16 protein-coding genes, 1 tRNA gene and 2 rRNA genes are annotated in these 16,993 nt (G+C 60.8%); 8 read left to right on the plus strand and 11 right to left on the minus strand.

Annotation, left to right across the window (positions count from 1 at the left end; translation table 11 throughout):
* Positions 1-142 precede the first annotated feature (142 nt).
* The 3 genes from ACK3R5_RS08615 to ACK3R5_RS08625 all read left to right on the plus strand — a co-directional run bounded on the left by ACK3R5_RS08615 (position 143) and on the right by ACK3R5_RS08625 (position 4,926).
* A 23S ribosomal RNA gene (locus ACK3R5_RS08615) occupies positions 143-3,051 on the plus strand.
* A 113-nt stretch (positions 3,052-3,164) separates the two neighbouring features.
* Positions 3,165-3,286: ribosomal RNA gene (gene rrf / locus ACK3R5_RS08620) — 5S ribosomal RNA — on the plus strand.
* 407 nt (positions 3,287-3,693) lie between these two features.
* Positions 3,694-4,926 (plus strand): hypothetical protein, encoded by a 1,233-nt coding sequence (locus tag ACK3R5_RS08625; RefSeq protein WP_411966692.1) that lies wholly within the window; start codon positions 3,694-3,696, stop codon positions 4,924-4,926.
* Between the two features lie 83 nt (positions 4,927-5,009).
* Here ACK3R5_RS08625 and ACK3R5_RS08630 read toward each other — a convergent pair whose 3' ends face one another.
* Both ACK3R5_RS08630 and ACK3R5_RS08635 read right to left on the minus strand, forming a co-directional pair.
* Positions 5,010-5,426, minus strand: a complete 417-nt coding sequence (locus ACK3R5_RS08630; RefSeq protein WP_411966693.1) for a hypothetical protein — start codon at positions 5,424-5,426, stop codon at positions 5,010-5,012.
* Between the two features lie 19 nt (positions 5,427-5,445).
* Positions 5,446-5,784 carry a hypothetical protein gene (locus ACK3R5_RS08635; RefSeq protein WP_411966694.1) on the minus strand — a complete coding sequence of 113 codons (339 nt, stop codon included), beginning with the start codon at positions 5,782-5,784 and terminating at the stop codon, positions 5,446-5,448.
* Positions 5,785-6,003: 219 nt separating this feature from the next.
* On the opposite strand from ACK3R5_RS08635, the gene ACK3R5_RS08640 reads away from it, so the two are divergent.
* On the plus strand, positions 6,004-7,194 hold the full coding sequence (locus tag ACK3R5_RS08640) for a redox-regulated ATPase YchF (RefSeq protein ID WP_411966695.1): 1,191 nt from the start codon (positions 6,004-6,006) through the stop codon (positions 7,192-7,194).
* A 54-nt stretch (positions 7,195-7,248) separates the two neighbouring features.
* Positions 7,249-7,596 (plus strand): hypothetical protein, encoded by a 348-nt coding sequence (locus ACK3R5_RS08645; RefSeq protein ID WP_411963658.1) that lies wholly within the window; start codon positions 7,249-7,251, stop codon positions 7,594-7,596.
* A 27-nt stretch (positions 7,597-7,623) separates the two neighbouring features.
* On the opposite strand, the gene ACK3R5_RS08650 is transcribed toward ACK3R5_RS08645, so the two are convergent.
* A complete protein-coding gene (locus ACK3R5_RS08650) occupies positions 7,624-8,229 on the minus strand; it encodes an N-acetyltransferase family protein (RefSeq protein WP_411966696.1) in 606 nt (201 codons plus the stop codon).
* 54 nt (positions 8,230-8,283) lie between these two features.
* On the minus strand, positions 8,284-9,597 hold the full coding sequence (locus tag ACK3R5_RS08655; RefSeq protein WP_411966697.1) for a 5'-deoxyadenosine deaminase: 1,314 nt from the start codon (positions 9,595-9,597) through the stop codon (positions 8,284-8,286).
* A 181-nt stretch (positions 9,598-9,778) separates the two neighbouring features.
* Here ACK3R5_RS08655 and ACK3R5_RS08660 point away from each other — a divergent pair, with 181 nt between their 5' ends.
* The gene (locus tag ACK3R5_RS08660) at positions 9,779-10,180 is read left to right on the plus strand and encodes a universal stress protein (RefSeq protein WP_411963661.1); all 402 of its coding nucleotides are present in this window, start codon (positions 9,779-9,781) and stop codon (positions 10,178-10,180) included.
* A gap of 113 nt (positions 10,181-10,293) precedes the next feature.
* Here ACK3R5_RS08660 and ACK3R5_RS08665 read toward each other — a convergent pair whose 3' ends face one another.
* From ACK3R5_RS08665 to ACK3R5_RS08675, 3 genes are all read right to left on the minus strand, one after another.
* Positions 10,294-11,307: a serine hydrolase domain-containing protein gene (locus tag ACK3R5_RS08665; RefSeq protein WP_411966698.1), complete on the minus strand. Its 1,014-nt coding sequence runs from the start codon at positions 11,305-11,307 to the stop codon at positions 10,294-10,296.
* Between the two features lie 398 nt (positions 11,308-11,705).
* Positions 11,706-11,780: transfer RNA gene (locus ACK3R5_RS08670), tRNA-Glu, on the minus strand.
* Positions 11,781-11,864: 84 nt separating this feature from the next.
* On the minus strand, positions 11,865-13,022 hold the full coding sequence (locus tag ACK3R5_RS08675; protein WP_411966699.1) for an amidohydrolase family protein: 1,158 nt from the start codon (positions 13,020-13,022) through the stop codon (positions 11,865-11,867).
* Positions 13,023-13,162: 140 nt separating this feature from the next.
* Here ACK3R5_RS08675 and ACK3R5_RS08680 point away from each other — a divergent pair, with 140 nt between their 5' ends.
* Both ACK3R5_RS08680 and ACK3R5_RS08685 read left to right on the plus strand, forming a co-directional pair.
* Positions 13,163-13,303: a hypothetical protein gene (locus ACK3R5_RS08680; RefSeq protein ID WP_411966700.1), complete on the plus strand. Its 141-nt coding sequence runs from the start codon at positions 13,163-13,165 to the stop codon at positions 13,301-13,303.
* A gap of 157 nt (positions 13,304-13,460) precedes the next feature.
* A complete protein-coding gene (locus ACK3R5_RS08685) occupies positions 13,461-14,198 on the plus strand; it encodes an SDR family oxidoreductase (protein ID WP_411966701.1) in 738 nt (245 codons plus the stop codon).
* A gap of 10 nt (positions 14,199-14,208) precedes the next feature.
* Here the strand turns inward: ACK3R5_RS08685 and ACK3R5_RS08690 are convergent, their stop codons facing one another.
* From ACK3R5_RS08690 to ACK3R5_RS08705, 4 genes are all read right to left on the minus strand, one after another.
* A complete protein-coding gene (locus ACK3R5_RS08690; RefSeq protein WP_411966702.1) occupies positions 14,209-15,003 on the minus strand; it encodes an MOSC domain-containing protein in 795 nt (264 codons plus the stop codon).
* Positions 15,004-15,732 carry an archaeal proteasome endopeptidase complex subunit alpha gene (gene psmA, locus ACK3R5_RS08695; protein ID WP_411963667.1) on the minus strand — a complete coding sequence of 243 codons (729 nt, stop codon included), beginning with the start codon at positions 15,730-15,732 and terminating at the stop codon, positions 15,004-15,006.
* Positions 15,733-15,855: 123 nt separating this feature from the next.
* A complete protein-coding gene (locus ACK3R5_RS08700; RefSeq protein WP_411966703.1) occupies positions 15,856-16,038 on the minus strand; it encodes an HVO_2922 family protein in 183 nt (60 codons plus the stop codon).
* A gap of 84 nt (positions 16,039-16,122) precedes the next feature.
* Positions 16,123-16,953 carry a hypothetical protein gene (locus ACK3R5_RS08705; protein ID WP_411966704.1) on the minus strand — a complete coding sequence of 277 codons (831 nt, stop codon included), beginning with the start codon at positions 16,951-16,953 and terminating at the stop codon, positions 16,123-16,125.
* Positions 16,954-16,993 lie beyond the last annotated feature (40 nt).

Consider the following 16,993-nt stretch of genomic DNA (forward strand, 5'->3'; position numbering starts at 1 on the left):
TTGACGACTGATGCACCATCCCGCGCAAGCGTGGTTGGGAAGGGTCGAAAACGCGCCAGAAGACTACTGGGCGTTTGATGAAACCGTGTGTACGTGCAATCCAGGCGTCCACTGGACCCGTTCTCCGGGTCACAGTGACTATATCAACTGGCTACTGTGCCAGCTGGTGGATAGCTCGGCTCGAGAGCCGATGACGGACGTGCCAAGCTGCGATAAGCCTCAGGGACCCGCATGGAGGGAAAGAACTGAGGATCTCCGAATGGGAATCCCCACAGCAATTGCCTTGCGCAATGGGGAACGCACCGAATTGAAACATCTTAGTAGGTGCAGGAAAAGAAAGCAATCCGCGATATCGTGAGTAACGGCGAGTAAAAGCGACACAGTCCAAACCGAAGCCTTCGGGCAATGTGGTGTACGGACTACCCACAACGGAACTGGATTCTACACGAAGTCTTCTGGAACGGAGCGTGATACAGGGTGAAAACCCCGTAGTGTAGAAGAAAGTTCCTGGGGTTGTTCCAGAATAGCGGGGGTTGGATATCCCTCGTGAATTTCGCAGGCATCAACTGCGAAGACTAAACACTCCTCGAGACCGATAGCGAACAAGTAGCGTGAGCGAACGCTGAAAAGCACCCCGAAAAGGGCGGTGCAATAGGGCTTGAAATCAGTTGGCGATAGAGCGATATAGCATACAAGGTCGTCTGACGAAAGAACTGGGAGCGATCCCGTAGTATGACTCAGACGAAGCCGATGTTATGTCGTACGTTTTGAAAAACGAACCATGGAGTGCATCTGACTGGCGAGTCTAAGGGTGAACCCCCGGAGGCATAGGGAAACCGATACGGCCGCAGTCTTTGACCAGGGCCACCGTCTTCAAGGGCGGGGAGCCAACCGGATGCGACCCGAAACCAAGTGATCTACGCCGGAGCAGGGTGAAGCGTGGCGAAAGCTGCGTGGAGGCCCGTTAGAGTTGGTGTCCTACAATACCCTCTCGTGACTCTGGTGTAGGGGTGAAAGGCCCATCGAACTTGGCAACAGCTGGTTCCAACCGAAACATGTCGAAGCATGACCTCTGATGAGATAGTTCGTGAGGTAGAGCGACCGATTGGGAATCCGGACTCCGAGAGGAGTTCGCTTCCCTGTCAAACTCCGAACTTACGAACGTCGTAGACTCAGGGAGTCCGGTGTGCGGGGTAAGCTTGTGCACCGTGAGGGAGACAACCCAGAGCTAGGTTAAGGACCCAAAGTGTGGATTAAGTGCGATTGAAGATTGTCTCGAGCCCTAAACAGCCGGGAGGTGAGCTTAGAAGCAGCTACCCTCTAAGAAAAGCGTAACAGCTTACCGGCCGAGGTTCGAGGCGTCGAAAATGATCGGGGCTCAAATCCACCTCCGAGACCTGGCGACGTGTCATTGACACGACGTAGGTTGGCATACTGTTTGGGTGGAAGCACGGGGGAGACTTCGTGTGGACCGAGCAGCAAAGAAAATCATGGTCTCAGTAGCAGCGAGAGTCGGGTGTGAACCCCGACGACCTTACGCGCAAGGGTTCCTCGGCACTGCTAATCAGCCGAGGGTTAGTCGATCCTAAGTCTAACCGTAATTCGAATTAGATGAAAGGGAAACTGGTTAATATTCCAGTACTATCTTGCAATAAAAGTCGACGCTTTAGGAAACACCGAGCGGGGCCTTCGCCCCGTCGAACCACCGAACTTCGTGGAAGCCGTAATGGCACGAAGCGAAAGAATGGTGGGATAGGGAAACTCGGCGGTACCTAGAGCCCGTGAAAAGACGAGCAAGATATTCGTACCGAGATCCGACACAGGTGCGCTGGCAGAGCAAGCCAAGGTCTGTCGGGATCAACCGACGTTAGGGAATTCGGCAAGTTAGTCCCGTAAGTTCGCGATAAGGGATGCCTGCTCTTGATCGAGCAGGTCGCAGTGACTCGGACGCTCCGACTGTCTAGTAACAACATAGGTGACCGCAAATCCGCAAGGACTCGTACGGTCACTGAATCCTGCCCAGTGCGGGTATCTGAACACCCATTACAATGGGACGAAGGACCCGTCAACGGCGGGGGTAACTATGACCCTCTTAAGGTAGCGTAGTACCTTGCCGCTTCAGTAGCGGCTTGCATGAATGGATCAACGAGAGCGTCACTGTCCCAACGTTGGGCCCGGTGAACAGCACGTTCCAGTGCGGAGTCTGGAGACCCCCAAGGGGAAGCGAAGACCCTATAGAGCTTTACTGCAGGCTGTCGCTGAGACGTGGTCGCTAATGTGCAGCATAGGTAGGAGCCATTACACAGGTACCCGCGCCAGCGGGCCACCGAGGCATCATTGAAATACTACCCGTTAGTGACTGCGACTCTCACTCCTGGCGGAGGACACCGGTAGCCGGGCAGTTTGACTGGGGCGGTACGCGCTCGAAAAGATATCGAGCGCGCCCAAAGATTTCCTCACGCGAGTCGGAAACTCGTGGAAGAGCGCAAGAGCAAACGGAAGTCTGACAGTGACATTCCTAACGAGTGTCGCTGACGCGAAAGCGTGGTCTAGCGAACCTACGAGGTTCATTCATGGGACCCGTAGATGACAGAAAAGCTACCTTAGGGATAACAGAGTCGTCACCGGCAAGAGCACATATCGACCCGGTGGCTTGCTACCTCGATGTCGGTTCCCTCCATCCTGCCCGTGCAGAAGCGGGCAAGGGTGAGGTTGTTCGCCTATTAAAGGAGGTCGTGAGCTGGGTTTAGACCGTCGTGAGACAGGTCGGCTGCTATCTATTGGGGGTGTTAAGGAACTTGACGTGAACGTTCGTATAGTACGAGAGGAACTACGAATGGGTGCCACTGGTGTACCGGTTGTCCGAGAGGGCAGATGCCGGGCAGCTACGCACCGCAGGGTAAGAGCTGAAAGCATCTAAGCTCGAAACCTACACGGAAAAGAAGTTCCACTGAGGTCACTCGTAGAAGACGAGTTCGATAGACTCGGGGTGTACGCAACGAGGCAACGAGTTGTTAAGCCCGCGAGCACTAACAGACCAAGCCACATTCATACGCACTGAGATCCGGGAACGGGTCCAGGCGCAAACTGGATTGCACGTACATTAGTCAGATAACGCCAAACCGATATTGGTATGACAGCGGTTCGATTCCGCTGGTCGGCATTACGGCGGCCATAGCGGTGAGGTTCCACCCGTACCCATCCCGAACACGGAAGTTAAGCTCACCTGCGTTCTGGTCAGTACTGGAGTGAGCGATCCTCTGGGAAATTCAGTTCGCCGCCTCCACTCATACGAAGCCCACCGGGAACGCCCTGGTGGGCTTTTTTCATTTTTGTCGCGAGGGTTACTCCCCGCGACGCATCAGGTTTCGAGAGCGGCAGCGCTCTGCGGAACCACTCGACACACTGAATCCCACTGAGAGACATCTCTTGCTGACCGACTCGGTTAGAGAGTGCACGTTCGGGGGGATTCGACGACACTCTATCAGGTCGAGAGTGGTCAGTCGCCGGTAGCGTCGGAAGTCAGTACGAACGGCGTCGTCGGGAGTCCGGTCGACGCGATGACCAGCGAAATTCGGCGAAAATCGACAGACGAAAGCCCGATTTCGAACACGTAAAATAACGTGAAATTCGGCGAAAACCGAAGTCACGGTGTTTCCCTTTTACCGTATCTGGGTTAGAATGGGGTCTTGTATGCGCGGCAGCAAACTCACCACGGCAATCATGGTCATTGCGATGTTGACCGTCGCGATGGTCCCCGGGGCCGTCGCCGCGGCAGATGGCGACCAGTCCCTCCAGGTCAGCGTCGAGCAGGACGCTGAAACGGGCAACGCGACAGTGACCGTGACGCTGAACGATACAGAGAAGACGGCCGTCGACAACGCGACGGTCGTCGTCGAGTCGAGCGGTAACTACAGCGGCAACGGCACGCACTATACGGGCGCCGAGGGTACCGTCGAACTCCCTAACCCATCCGAGCCCGTGACCGTCACGCTGAACGTCACCACGGAAGACGGGAACAACACGACAGAAGTCTCCGAAGACCTCGTCCCCCTCGACGAGTCTCTCGACGTTTCCGTCGAGCAGGACGATACCAACGACACGGTAACCGCGAAGGTCACACAGTACGGTACCGAAGTCGCCGGCGCGAACGTCACCGTCGAAGCAGACGGCGAGTACGCCGACAACGGCACCTACGAGACGGACGCGAACGGCACTATCGAAGTCGCCGAACCGGCGAACACGACGAACATCACGTTCACCGCCGAGAGCGGTGACCTGACGGCCGAGACCACCGTCAGTGTCGACGGCAACGACCTCGCACTGTCGGTCGAACAGGTCGACAACACGAGCGTCGTCATCACCGTCACGGACGACGGCGAACTCCTCGAAGAAGCGAACGTCACCGTCAGCGGTGACTACACCGACGCAGGCGATTACGTGACCGACGAGAACGGTACGGTCAACCTCTCGGCACCACTCCAGAACAACACGACGCTGGAAATCACTGCTGAGCACATGGGCGAAACCGTCTCGAAGACGGTCACCCTCGACGGTGATGTCGAGGAAGACGACCCGTTCGGTGCGCTGGTCTCCTCGTTCGTCGAGCGTCTCAAACAGCAGGCGGGTGACGGCCCGATGGGCCAGGCAGTCTCGGACTTCGTGACCGAGAACAACCCGGGGAAGGCAGACGAAAAGCGCCCGGACCACGCCGGCAAGAAGGACAAAGGCAAGGACAAACAGCAGGGACCACCGGCCCACGCCGGTAACGGTAACGACGACGCAGACAGCACTGACGACGCAACTGCGGAAGAAACCACCACTGACGACGAAGAAGACGAAGAAGACGAAGAAGACGAAGAAGACGACGAGGGGAACAACGGAAAGGGCAACGGGAACGGTAACGGCAACGGGTACGACAACTAACACCTCCTCCTGAGTGCGGTTTTTCTTCGAGAACACGCGAACCGTAGTGGCGACACTACGTCGGCAACACGGTGAACTGGGCGTTACTCGTCCGAGACTATCTTCTCGGTGTCGATATCCCCGAGCGTGCCGACTCTGGACGCCGAGACGCCGAACCGTTCGACGGCGAGAGTCGCACCGGTCACGACGAGTTCGTCGTCGACGCGGGCAGGAACACCACTCGGATACCACGCCGAGTCGTCGGTGGCGCGGACCGCAGAGCGAAGCGACTCGCGAAGGCGGTGGTCGGCGAACAGCGTCGAGACGAACGCCAGTGACGCCGCGAGTGTGACGCCCCCGCTGTCGAACGTCGCCGTCGTGGATTCTTTGCGGGCAGTCTCCAGCGCCCCCGCGAGGGCGAACGAGCGTCTCGCGTGGTCCTCGTCGGCGAGCGCTCGTGAGAGTGCGGCGTCCTGTATCGTTCGAATCGCCGTTTCGGTCGTCGGTTCGCGTTCACTCACGGATGTGTAGAAAGGCGTCTCACGCCTCGTCGAACGTCGGTGCCTGAAGTGTGTGGTCGACGAGCGTCTCGTCGGGGCGGAGCGTGACGGTTCCGAGGAACACCGTCTCACCGTCGGGTGCGTGCGAGGCGATGGTGCGGAGGACGTCCTGTTGGTCGAGCGTCTCCCACGTGATTCGTTCGACGAGTTGTTGGAAGGCGTCGGGGTCCGTCCATCCGGAGTCGATGTCGGAGGGGACGTTGACCACGAACCGGAGTTCAGTCTCGGTGACGTGGATGCCGACGCCGAAGGTATCGCCGTCCCGTGTCTCGTCGGCCGTCGCCGCGTTCGTCGCGTTCACCTCGTCCGAATCGGTCATCAGCGGGTTTCGGAGACGTGAGGACAAAGATGCACCGGACGCGGCGTAGCGTAGATGCGGCCAGAGAGACGCGACGTGCGTCCCGGCCTTCGGGTGTCTTTCCCTGGGAATACATCACCAGAACCTCCCGCTACGGGCCTGTAAGTGTGAGAATTCCACGCAAAGCGCGACCGAACGTCGAACCGTTATTACCGTTCGTCCCGGCAGTCCGACCAACGAATGAGTTACAAGATCGGTCTCGTCGGAAAACCCTCCGTCGGGAAATCCAGTTTCTTCAATGCGGCGACGATGAACGACGTGCCGGAGGGCGCATATCCCTTTACCACTATCGACCCCTCCATCGGCGAAGCGTACGTTCGCGTCGAGTGTGCGGCCCCGGAGTTCGAGGAATCGTGTACGCCCTCGGTCGGGTACTGTGACGACGGGATGCGGTTCGTCCCCGTCAAACTCGTCGACGTGGCTGGACTCATCCCCGGTGCGCACGAGGGGAAAGGCCTCGGCAACCAGTTCCTGACCGACCTCAACGAAGCTGACGTGCTGGTTCACGTCGTGGACTTTTCGGGTGAGACGGACATCGAAGGCGAGGCCACGGAGGGCCACGACCCTCGCGACGACATCGACTTCCTCGAAAACGAACTCGACATGTGGTATCTCGGCATCCTCGAGAAGGGCCTCGAACGCTACCGCTCTGGCTACCACGGCGAGGAGAAAGACGTCGAAGTCGACCTTGCAGAGCAGATGTCCGCGTTCAAGACGAACAAAGACGAAATCAAGCAGGTCATCCTCACTCTCGACATCGGACTCGACCCCGACGAGTGGGACGACGACGACAAGGAGGCCCTCGCCCGCGAGATTCGCAAGCGCACCAAGCCGATAATCATCGCGGCGAACAAGATGGACAAACCGGTCTCACAGGAGAACTTCGAGGAGATTACCGCGGACCCAGAGTACGACCACCTCACGTTCACGCCGACGAGCGCCCACGCGGAGAAGGCGCTGAAGAACGCCGACGAGGGTGGCGTCGTGGACTACCGACCCGGTGCGGACGACTTCGACATCGTCGGCGACGTGAGCGCCGAACAGGAGGCGGGCCTCGAACAGATTCGCGAGTTCGTCACCGAGTACGGCGGCACCGGCGTCCAGCAGTCCCTCGAAACCGCGCTGTTCGACGTGATGGGTGCAATCGCCATCTTCCCCGGAAGTGCGAACGGGAAGTCCGACTCGCAGGGCGTCTTCCGCGACTGCTTTATCCTCCCCGAAGGCTCGACAACCGAGGACTTCGCGTACCATCTCCACTCCGACATCGGCGACGGACTCCTGCACGGAATCGACTGCCACTCCAAGCGCCAAATCGGCTCAGACCACGAACTCGGCCACAGAGACGTCGTCGAGATAATCTCTACGAACTGAAAGTCTTTGACCGCAACCGTAACACGGTTATACACTCGCCTACAGGGGCCGTGTATGGGTGAGGCCGACAGGTCGGCAGCATCACTCGACGTCGAGATCGGGGGTCTCGGCGGCGACGTGACACTGGCAGACCTATTCCCACCAGCGTGGGTCGAGTCACATACAGATTCGACGACAATCGACAAGTTCGTCGACGACAGTGACTTCGACGTCTCCGACCAGGAGTCCTTCGAGTCGATTCCGACCCACAAATGGGACCGATACGTGAATTCACACTCCGAGTTCGACGACTGGCAGTCGATGCTGTCTGCCGGTGTCGAACGCTACGTCCTCGAACGGACGGGAACTACCGACGCCGACGACTCGAACGCAGAGAACGAGTCGGCCGAGGCACGCGCGTAACGTCGTGGCGACAGGCCCGACTACTCGTTAGTTTCGTTCGGTGTCGTCGACGTGTTCGACACCGCGCGCGAGCGCTTCAGTCCACCACTGACGAGTCTGTGCTGTCGCGATGGCGAGCGGTTCGTCCGGGTCGTCCGGATGCGGCCGGAGTGTACGTACCCACCACTCCACGTCGTGCCACGACCCGTGTTTGTAGCCCATCCGCTCGAATCGGCCGGCGCGTTCGAACCCGAACGACTCGTGGAACGCGATGCTGGGTGGGTTCGGCGTCGTGACGACGGCGTAGGCGGTGACGTAGCCTTGCTGTCCGAGAATCTCCAGCAGCGCCGTGTAGAGGCCGCGAGCGACGCCACGGCGCTGGAAGTCCGGGTCGACGTAAATGGACGTCTCGACGGACCAGCGATAGGCGTCGCGTTCACGAACCGGCCCGGCGTAGGCGTACCCGACGACGGACCCGTCGAGTTCGCAGACCAGCCACGGGTGGTGTGTCTTCTTCCGGAGTTTCGTTTCGAGGTCGGACAGTGTCGGCGGGTCCGAGGCGAACGTAATCGCCGTCTGTTCGACGAAGGGTTCGTAGATTTCGCGGATGTCGGGGAGGTCGGACTCCGTCGCGGCGCGGAGGCGAGCGGCCATGCCTCTGTGGGGGTCGTGGGGAGAGATAGATGCGGCGATTGGCGCAGAAGCAGCTTACTCGTCGACTGCGACGGACTCGATTGTCGCGGCGTATTCGCGGGCACGACGCCGAATGTCGTCCGCGTCGGCGCGGACGTGTTCGCCGTCGTCGTAGAGCACGTCGCCATCGACCATCGTGAAGACCACGTCGTCGCCGTGGGCCGAAAAGACGAGGTGCGAGAGCACGTCGTGAATCGGCGTCGCCCGCGTCACGTCCGTCGTGAGGCCGACGATGTCCGCCTTCCAGCCCTCGCGGAGACGGCCGACACCGTCGAATCCGGCGGCTTTCGCGCCGTTTCGCGTCGCCATCTCGAAGACGGTTGCAGCGGGCGTGTTCGTCGGGTCGAGTGAGTCGACTTTCTGGAGGAGACTCGCCTGTCGCATCTCCGTGAAGGGGTCGAGCGTGTTGTTACACGGTGGGCCGTCGTTGCCGAGCGCGACGTTGATGCCGCGTTCGAGGTAGTCGGAGATGGGCGCGATACCGGATGCGAGTTTCATGTTCGACGACGGGCAGTAGGTGACGTGCGTCCCCGTCTCCGCGAGTACTTCGCGTTCGCTCTCGTCGGTGTGGACGCAGTGTGCGAGGACGACGTCGTCACCGGTGATACCGACTTCGTCTAACCAGTGGATATTTCGCATCCCCGTCTCGGATTCGACAGTCGCAATCTCGTCTCGGTTCTCGCTCGCGTGCGTGTGGATGCGAACCCCGTCGTAGGCGTCGGCGAGTTCGCGCACGCCCCGGAGACACGCTTCCGAGCAGGTGAGGGCAAATCGCGGGGTGACGGCGTACTGGAGTCGGCCGTCGAAGGAGTCGTGGTAGCGTTCGACGAGTCGTTCGGACTCCGCGAGTGCCGCGTCGGTGTCTTCCTGTAAGTCGTCGGGCGAGTTCGTGTCCATCAGTACCTTGCCGAGACGGCCGCGGATACCCATCTCGCCGGCCGCCTCGAAGGCCTGGTCTGCGTGGCGAACCGAGAGGTGGTCGATGACCGTCGTCGTTCCGGACTCGATACATTCGAGGTAGCCCAGTTCGGCCGCGACGCGCATGGCATCGGCGTCGAGTCCGGCCTCCATCGGGAGGACGTGGTCGAACAACCAGTCGAGAAGCGAGGCGTCGTCTGCGATGCCGCGTCCGAGCGACTGGACGGAGTGGACGTGGCCGCCGACGAGTCCCGGAGCGACGACGTCGAACTCGCGTCGCTCGTGGTCGGGGTACGTCTCGACGAGCGACGTTCGGTCACCGACTGCGACGATGTGGTTGCCCTCGACGACCACTGCTCCGTCTTCGATGATGGTGGTCGCGTCCGCGACGACCGTTCCCACGAGTAACATCCCCGTCGGTGTAGTCGTGCCGTGGTGAAATATCTGCGGTCACGAGACGGTGTCGTCGGCGACGGCACGGGGGATGAACTCCTCGCCGACGAAGGGGTTGGCCAACTTCCCCTCGGAGGATAAAAACCACCCCTGTTTTCGAGGGTATCAACGGACGGGCCGACACACACCATTTCACACTATGTACCGAGTACTCATCCCGATAGACAACGACGAGGACCGGGCGCTTCGACAGGCGAAGTTCGTCACCGACCAACCGTACGACCTGTCCGAAGTCGAAGTAGTGCTGACGCACGTCCTCCTCGGCGAGGAGAAACAGGCACCCGAAGCCATGCAGCGACCGAGTCGCGTCGTAACCGTGAAACGAGCCAGAGAGCACCTCGAATCTCACGACGTCTCCGTCACCATCGCCGAGGCGGGTGCGCCACCAGAAGACGGCATCCTCGACTTGGCCAAGGACGTCGACGCGGACCACATCGTCATGGGCGGGCGCAAGCGTTCGCCCGCTGGCAAGGCCGTCTTCGGCAGCGTCACCCAGACGGTCATCCTCGAATCCGACGTTCCGGTGACGGTCACCGGGTAAAGAGAGCGTCGCCGGCGGCACTTCTTCGAACGACTGAACGACCATTCGACGGGCAACGGCGTCCAGTGACGTTCCGCTCGTCGGCCATCGTCTCTCGTCGATGGTGAGTGACGTCACCCCTCGGCTTCGATTTTTGAGACCGTTCTGAGCGCCCTGAAGATAAACCGCATCGCCTTCTGTCTAGATGCGGTCTGATTGAACGACCCGACCAGGTACGTATCGTACCCGGGATTGTACAGCATGACGGCGTTGGTTGCTCCGAGACCACCCCACGCGTAATACGTCGGTAGTAACGGGAGTGGCCGGATTCTGACCAGACCGTACCCATAATCGACTCCGATTGTGAGTTTTCGCCATTCGGTCATCTCGTCGAGGGTCTCTTGTGCAACGAGTCGACCCGCTGTCAGTGCCTGGTGGAACGAAAGAAGGTCCTCGCTCGTGTTCACTGTTTGACCGCCCGCATACCAGCCACTGAACGACCGATATCGTTCGATATCGAACCGCTGATTTCCGACGTAGACTGGTGGTACCGGGTGGTCGGAGTGGACCGCCGGTTCGGAAAACTGAGAGAGATACGAATGCTCCATGCCCAGTGGCTCGAAGAGGTATTCGTGTAGGATTCGATGATACGGCTGTTCTGTAACGTGTTCGATAATCAGCCCGAGGAGATTGTAGCCGACGTCCGAATAGAAGATTCCGTTTCCGGGAGGAAAGTGAGGATGGAGATTGTCTTTCGCCCAGTCGATTGTTTCCTCGGGTTCCCAGTGTCTTTCGGAGTCCTCGGTGATAACGTCGAAGAACGTCTTTCCATCGGGCGATTCCTCTTTTCTTCGGGAGAACAGTCCATACTCGTCACCGAGCAGGTGTGGTAGCCCGGACGTGTGAGTCAGTAAGTGGCGGATTCGAACGTCGTCTGTGTAATCCGACCCGCGATAGACGTGGAGACCGTTCAGTATCTCCTCGGGGAGATACAGTGAAATCGGGTCGTCGAACCGAAGTTTGCCGTCCTCGGCCAGCATCGCGATGATAGTCGCGGTGAACGTCTTCCCGATACTCGCAGTGAAGAAGGGCTGGTCCGGTTCTACGGGGTCCTGGTCCACCTCGCCCGCGGCCAGGTTCACGTGCACGTTTCGGCTCGTGGAGTGAATCAAGAAGAACGCACTGTGGAAGGCCGGTGTGTCATCTACCGTCCGTCGGAATCTCGTTTGAATCGTTGATTCTGCTGCTTCCGGTTCCATGCAGAAATGTGGACTCGTTTACCTATATCGCTTGGCAAGAGTCGTTCGAACGTCCCTTCCGTACCGTGCGATGACTCGTCAGAGAAGTGCTCCGTCAGGGAGTGCCGCGAGCGTAACGAGGGGCACGTCGTCGGGGGAGTGAGCGAAGCGAACGGACCTGACGGGATTCGAACCACGGTCACTCCTTTCAGTCGCTCCCTGATTCGAATCCCTTCGAGTCGCACACACAGACTCACAGTCCAAGCGACACGCACAGCGGTCGCTTGGAAGGTAGTTCGTCAGAGAAGTGCTCCGTCAGGGATTCGAACCCTGGTCATCACCGTGAGAGGGTGATATGATTGGCCGGACTACACCAACAGAGCACGTTGGTACATTCACTGTTACCGCATCGTTTCGTAAAAGGTTGTCGTTTCTGAGGGACTATGACACCCGCTGCCGTGTTGCGATTAGACCACCTTCGACCCGGCGCGATACACCTGTCGGGTCGTCCGCCAGGCGGACGCATCTTCGCTCGGGTCGTCGTCGAGCACCACGAGGTCAGCGACGTAGTCCTCCGCGACTCTGCCGATGTCGTCGACACCGAGGAGGTCCGCAGCACTGACCGTCGCCGCTTCGAGCGTTTCGGCGGGCGAGAGTCCGTATTCGACCATCAGTTCCATCTCGCGGAGTGCGTTCTGGCCGTGGTCGTTGAACGGCGTCCCGGCGTCGGTTCCCATCGCGATTTTGACGCCAGCGTCGAGGGCGTGTTCCCACGCGACTTCGAACCGTTCGGCGGCGTCTTCGGCCTTCGCGACGGCGTCTGCGGGGATGCCCGCTTCGGTGCCGTGTTCGACGATTTCGCGGACTGCAGAGGCCGTCGGCACCCAGTAGGTGTCGTTTTCGACGAGCAGGGACGCCGCTTCCTCGTCCATGAACATCCCGTGTTCGATGCTGGTGATACCGGCGCGAGCGGCGTTTTTGATACCTCGCTCGCCGTGTGCGTGCGCCGCCGTCGGGACGCCTTTGGCGCTCGCCGCCTCGACGAGTGCGCGCATCTCTGCTTCGGTGAGTTCGGGTGCGCCGGTGACTGCACCCTCCGTGAGCACGCCACCGGTCGCCATGCACTTGACCACGTCTGCACCGCGTTTGAGTTGCTCGCGTGCGGCTTTTCTGACCTCGTCCGGGCCGTCTGCTTCGCGCCCGAACCAGTGGCCGTGGCCACCGGTCATCACGATATTCTGCCCGGCGGCGAGGACGCGCGGCCCGGGAACGTCGCCATCGGTGACGGCGACTTTGGCACTCGTCCCGAGGTCGTCGGCCGACCCGAGGTCACGAACCGTCGTCACACCTGCTTCGAGCGTCTGTCGAAGACTCGCGACCGACCGGAAACAGGCGCGCTCGACCGATTCGCGCTGATAGGCGGACACGTCGGGCCGGCCATCCATCATCAGGTGGACGTGGGCGTCTACGAGTCCGGGTGCGACGACCCGTCCCGAGACGTCTCGTGTCTCTCCTTCGACCACGTCTCCGACTGCCTCGATTCGACCCGTCGTCTCGTCGACGACGACGTTGGCTTCACGGGTGCCGTCGACGTCGACGACCCGACCACCGGTGAGTGTAAACATGCCTCGTTCAACCGACCGAGAGGACGTAAAGACGAGGGTGGCGGCGAGGTGGTGCGGGTCAGTCGGCAGGGTGAGACAGTCGACAGGGTGAGGCAAGCGGCAGAACACTCTTTGGTGACAAAACGTGACAATAGAACACCATGTACCCGATTGGAGCCCTCATCGGTGAGTTCGTCACATTCGCGATGTTCCTGCTGATGCTGTTCCTCCCGATTGGAGCGTACATCTGGCTTCGGAGTCGTGGGATATTGGGCGAACCACCGGGACGTGGATTGCAGTAGACGAGCGTCTCTGCTCTCGCATCCCGCTCTGTTCCCATTCACGTTCTTGTTCCCGCTCCGTTCCTGTTCCATCTCCGTGTTCGTCACAGCGTGTAGGAGGCGGCAAGGTGCCACGCCGAGGGAACCGTTGATTGTCACGCCCGTCACATCGACACGTATGCGCGACGACCTGACGGACTGTGTTGCGCTCGTCACCGGCGCGAGCGCAGGTATCGGCGAAGCGACTGCACACGCCCTCGCGGAGGCGGGCGCGAATCTCGTCTTGCTCGCCCGGCGGGAAGACCGGTTGCTCAGCATCGCTTCGGACGTCGAATCTACCCACGACGTCGAGACGCTCGTCGTCCCGACGGACGTTCGCGACGAGGACGCCGTCGAGGCGGCGTTCGACCAAACCATCGACGAGTTCGGCCGCCTCGACGTCGTCGTCAACAACGCGGGACTCGCGCGCGGGTCGGACATCGAGTCGATGTCGACCAACGAGTACCGCCAGATGATGGACACGAACGTCGATGGCGTCTTCTACGTCTCTCGGGCCGCCTTGCCACACCTCCGCGAGACGGCAGGGAACCTCGTCTTCGTCGGGAGCTTCGCCGGCCAGTATCCACGTCCGTTCAACCCGGTGTACGCCGCGTCGAAGTGGTGGGTCCGTGGCTTCGCACACAGCCTCGAAGGACAGGTCGGTGACGCCGGCGTCGGTATCACCGTCGTGAACCCAACCGAAGTCCGAACCGAGTTCGGGTCGGAAGACGGCGAGGCGTTCGAAGTTCGGTTCGAGGCGGGCGAAGTCACCGAGCCCGAAGAGATTGCCAACGCGATTCGGTTCGCCGCCTTGCAAGACGACTCGACGGTCAGCGAACTCGACTTATACCGCCGCGACAAGTTCAGCGGGTGGTGACGGCGGCGTCTCAGTCCGAGACGACGTCGCCGACGACGGCGGCGTCGCCGACAGTGAGCGTCTCACCCCACGACGACGCGGAGACAGTCGTGTTGACCATGAGTCGGAAGTCGTGGTCGAACCAGTCGCCGCCCGACCACGCGGGGAGCGTCTCACGACGCTTCCTCACGAATCGCTCACGAAACCCCGGTGTCGCGTCGCCGGTGTCGGGATTCCGAGTCGGGACGACACACCGCTGACAGGGGTTGACGCCCTCGAAAGAGACGGGGCCAACCGAGAAGGCGACGCGCGTCTCGCGCGTGTCGAACAGGTTGTCTTCCCAAAACGGCGTGGGCGCGTCGAGTTCGAGATTCGGCCGGAGGCGACGCCGCATCTCGGCAGCGTCGATTCCGTCGAACCACGAGGCCACTTCCGTGAGCGTCGCCGTCGAGATGACGGTCGGCCCACTGGCAGTCGTGTCGTCGGGAAATCCGCCTGCGGGGTCCCGTCGCAGTTCGACGTCGTAGCCGAAGTAGTCCGAGAGCCATGCGTCTGCGGCGTCGAGTGGCCCGTGGTAGTCCTCGTGGCCGGGGGCGCTGAGTCGAACCGTCCAGTCGTCGAGCGAGACTGCACTCCGTATCCGGTGAATCGACCGCTCTCGTTTCCCGTTGACGTAGGCCCCGTCGGCGTCGAAGATGGCGAACTCTCGGTCGCCGGCGAGGCCACCGTTTTCGACGATATCGGCCCGTTCGACGTATTCCGGGTCGAGTGACTTCACCGGATAGACGGCGATGCGGTCGAGCGTCGCCTCGGGCCCGGTGTTCATCTACGCCTCGTCTTCGTCGGGGGCGGCGTCCGCAAAGGCGTCGGCAATCGCGTCTTTGTCGAGTTGTGAATATCCGTCTGCGGAGAGTTTGACCACGTCTACCTCTTCGGCCGTGAGTTCGTCGTTGGCCGTGCGGAGTGCCGAAAGCGCGAGCGAGACGCCGTCGTCGAGCGTCAGGTCGTCGGTGTAGCCTGCTTCGAGTGCGTCCTGAATGTCGTTGCGCATGCCGCCGATAGCGACTGCTCGCCACTCCTGTGGCGTCCCCGAGGGGTCTGTCGCGAAGAGGCGTGGCGTCCCGTTTTCGACGCCACCGATGAGTAACGACGCGCCGTAGGGGCGGGTGCCACCGGATTGCGTGCTCTCCTGGATGTTGTCCGTGATGGCTTTGGTGAGTACTTCGACGTCGATTGGTTCGCCGTAGCGGAGGCGTTCACGCTGTGCAGTCGTTCGAGCGAAGTCGATGAGTTTGCGCGCGTCGGCGACGTGCCCGGCGCTGGCGGCACCGAGATGGTCGTCCAGTTTGTGAATCTTCTCGATGCTCTCTGTCTCCATGAGCGGTGAGGGCGACGAGCGCTGGCCGACGAGAACGACGCCGTCTGTCGTTCGGACGCCGACGACTGGCGCGCCTCGCTTGACCGCCTCGCGGGCGTACTCGACCTGATAGATACGGCCGTCTGGCGAGAAGAGCGACGTCCCCCGGTCGTACGCCTGCTTGTCGTTTCGGTTCATCGTGCAACCTCCTCAGTCGCGAAGACGATGTTCGTCATTACCCCGTGGTCGGTGCCGGAGGCGGAAAAAGCCTCCACACCCGGCAGTGGTGTGGGGTTTACGACCACACCCATCACGGCCACGTCACTTTTCGACCACTGCGGCCTCCGGTGCGTTACGTTTGAGGCTCTCGATACCCTGTTTGGCCTTCTGTTTCGACGCGTAGCCTTCCCCCGAGTCCGCGAGGATGTTGCCGTTGTCGTGGACGAGACGCCATCGGTACTCGCCTTCCGCGTCTGCGTACAGTTCGAAGTGGGCTTTGCTCATACAGAGCGTGATGCTGTCAACCAAGTAAATGCTCCCGGCGGACGTGTGCCACACGTCGCGGGTGCTGGCGCGCCGGCCCAGTTCCTACACTGCGTGTGGATCTTCTTCGATGAGTGACGCTTCGACTTCGAACAGTCGAGTGCCACAGTCGTTACACCGAGTGACGAGAGTCTCCCACGACCGGCAGCAGGACTCTCGTGTCTCCTCGCCGAACGAGACTGTGCCGCCGCAGTCGGGGCACTCTTCGAGGTAGATACGGAGTCCTCTCACGAGGGCACTTCGCTGGTCGGGGCCGAGTTCGTTCCAGTCGAGGACGCGACTCGCGAGCACTGCATCTGCGGCGAGGTCCGCGACCAGTGCCGCCTGTGATTCCCAGCGCCCGAGTTGCGTGGTTTCGACGGTTGCAGTGTACCACCCACCGATATCATCTAACTGGAGGGCAGACTCGTCGACGCCGACGATGGCGGCCAGTCGCTGTCGTACAAGTGGGTCGTCGGTGCGTTCGATTTCGCGTCGCCACGCGGACTCGAACTCCGGTGTCAGACAGAGGTCTTCGACGTCTTCGCACGGTTCGAGTGCCTCGGTTTCCTGTAAGACCGCCTCGACGTCAATGGCGGTTCCATCGCCGAGGCCGACGGTGAACGCCGGTTGCGGTTCCTTGTCGAACCACCTGAGCACTCGGTCGGGGAAATATCGCTTCGTGAGCGTCGGCGTCCCGGGAACGAGATAGCCTCGCGTGTAGATGACGGCCACGAAGAGCGCGAAGGAGGCGACGACGAGCGGTGCCCACAGGAGGCCAAGCGCGACGCTCACGACGGCGGCGATGGCCACGTTGACGATTGTGCAGGGCGTACACCGGTTCTCACCGGTGTATTCGGGTTGTCGGACCCGGTCGACGAGTGTTGAAAGTCCCATACTGAAATCTCCGAACTCTGTCTGATTATCGACGGTTACG

The organism is Haloferax sp. YSSS75 (assembly GCF_046764215.1).
Lineage (GTDB): Archaea > Halobacteriota > Halobacteria > Halobacteriales > Haloferacaceae > Haloferax.

Coding starts and splice junctions, on each gene's coding strand:
- ACK3R5_RS08645 (WP_411963658.1), top strand. CDS start 7,249: ATGGGTGAGGCCGACAGGTCGGCAGCATCACTCGACGTCGAGATCGGG.
- ACK3R5_RS08680 (WP_411966700.1), top strand. CDS start 13,163: ATGTACCCGATTGGAGCCCTCATCGGTGAGTTCGTCACATTCGCGATG.
- ACK3R5_RS08660 (WP_411963661.1), top strand. CDS start 9,779: ATGTACCGAGTACTCATCCCGATAGACAACGACGAGGACCGGGCGCTT.
- ACK3R5_RS08650 (WP_411966696.1), bottom strand. CDS start 8,229: ATGGCCGCTCGCCTCCGCGCCGCGACGGAGTCCGACCTCCCCGACATC.
- ACK3R5_RS08655 (WP_411966697.1), bottom strand. CDS start 9,597: ATGTTACTCGTGGGAACGGTCGTCGCGGACGCGACCACCATCATCGAA.
- ACK3R5_RS08640 (WP_411966695.1), top strand. CDS start 6,004: ATGAGTTACAAGATCGGTCTCGTCGGAAAACCCTCCGTCGGGAAATCC.
- ACK3R5_RS08625 (WP_411966692.1), top strand. CDS start 3,694: ATGCGCGGCAGCAAACTCACCACGGCAATCATGGTCATTGCGATGTTG.
- ACK3R5_RS08690 (WP_411966702.1), bottom strand. CDS start 15,003: ATGAACACCGGGCCCGAGGCGACGCTCGACCGCATCGCCGTCTATCCG.
- ACK3R5_RS08685 (WP_411966701.1), top strand. CDS start 13,461: ATGCGCGACGACCTGACGGACTGTGTTGCGCTCGTCACCGGCGCGAGC.
- ACK3R5_RS08705 (WP_411966704.1), bottom strand. CDS start 16,953: ATGGGACTTTCAACACTCGTCGACCGGGTCCGACAACCCGAATACACC.
- ACK3R5_RS08675 (WP_411966699.1), bottom strand. CDS start 13,022: ATGTTTACACTCACCGGTGGTCGGGTCGTCGACGTCGACGGCACCCGT.
- psmA (WP_411963667.1), bottom strand. CDS start 15,732: ATGAACCGAAACGACAAGCAGGCGTACGACCGGGGGACGTCGCTCTTC.
- ACK3R5_RS08700 (WP_411966703.1), bottom strand. CDS start 16,038: ATGAGCAAAGCCCACTTCGAACTGTACGCAGACGCGGAAGGCGAGTAC.
- ACK3R5_RS08635 (WP_411966694.1), bottom strand. CDS start 5,784: ATGACCGATTCGGACGAGGTGAACGCGACGAACGCGGCGACGGCCGAC.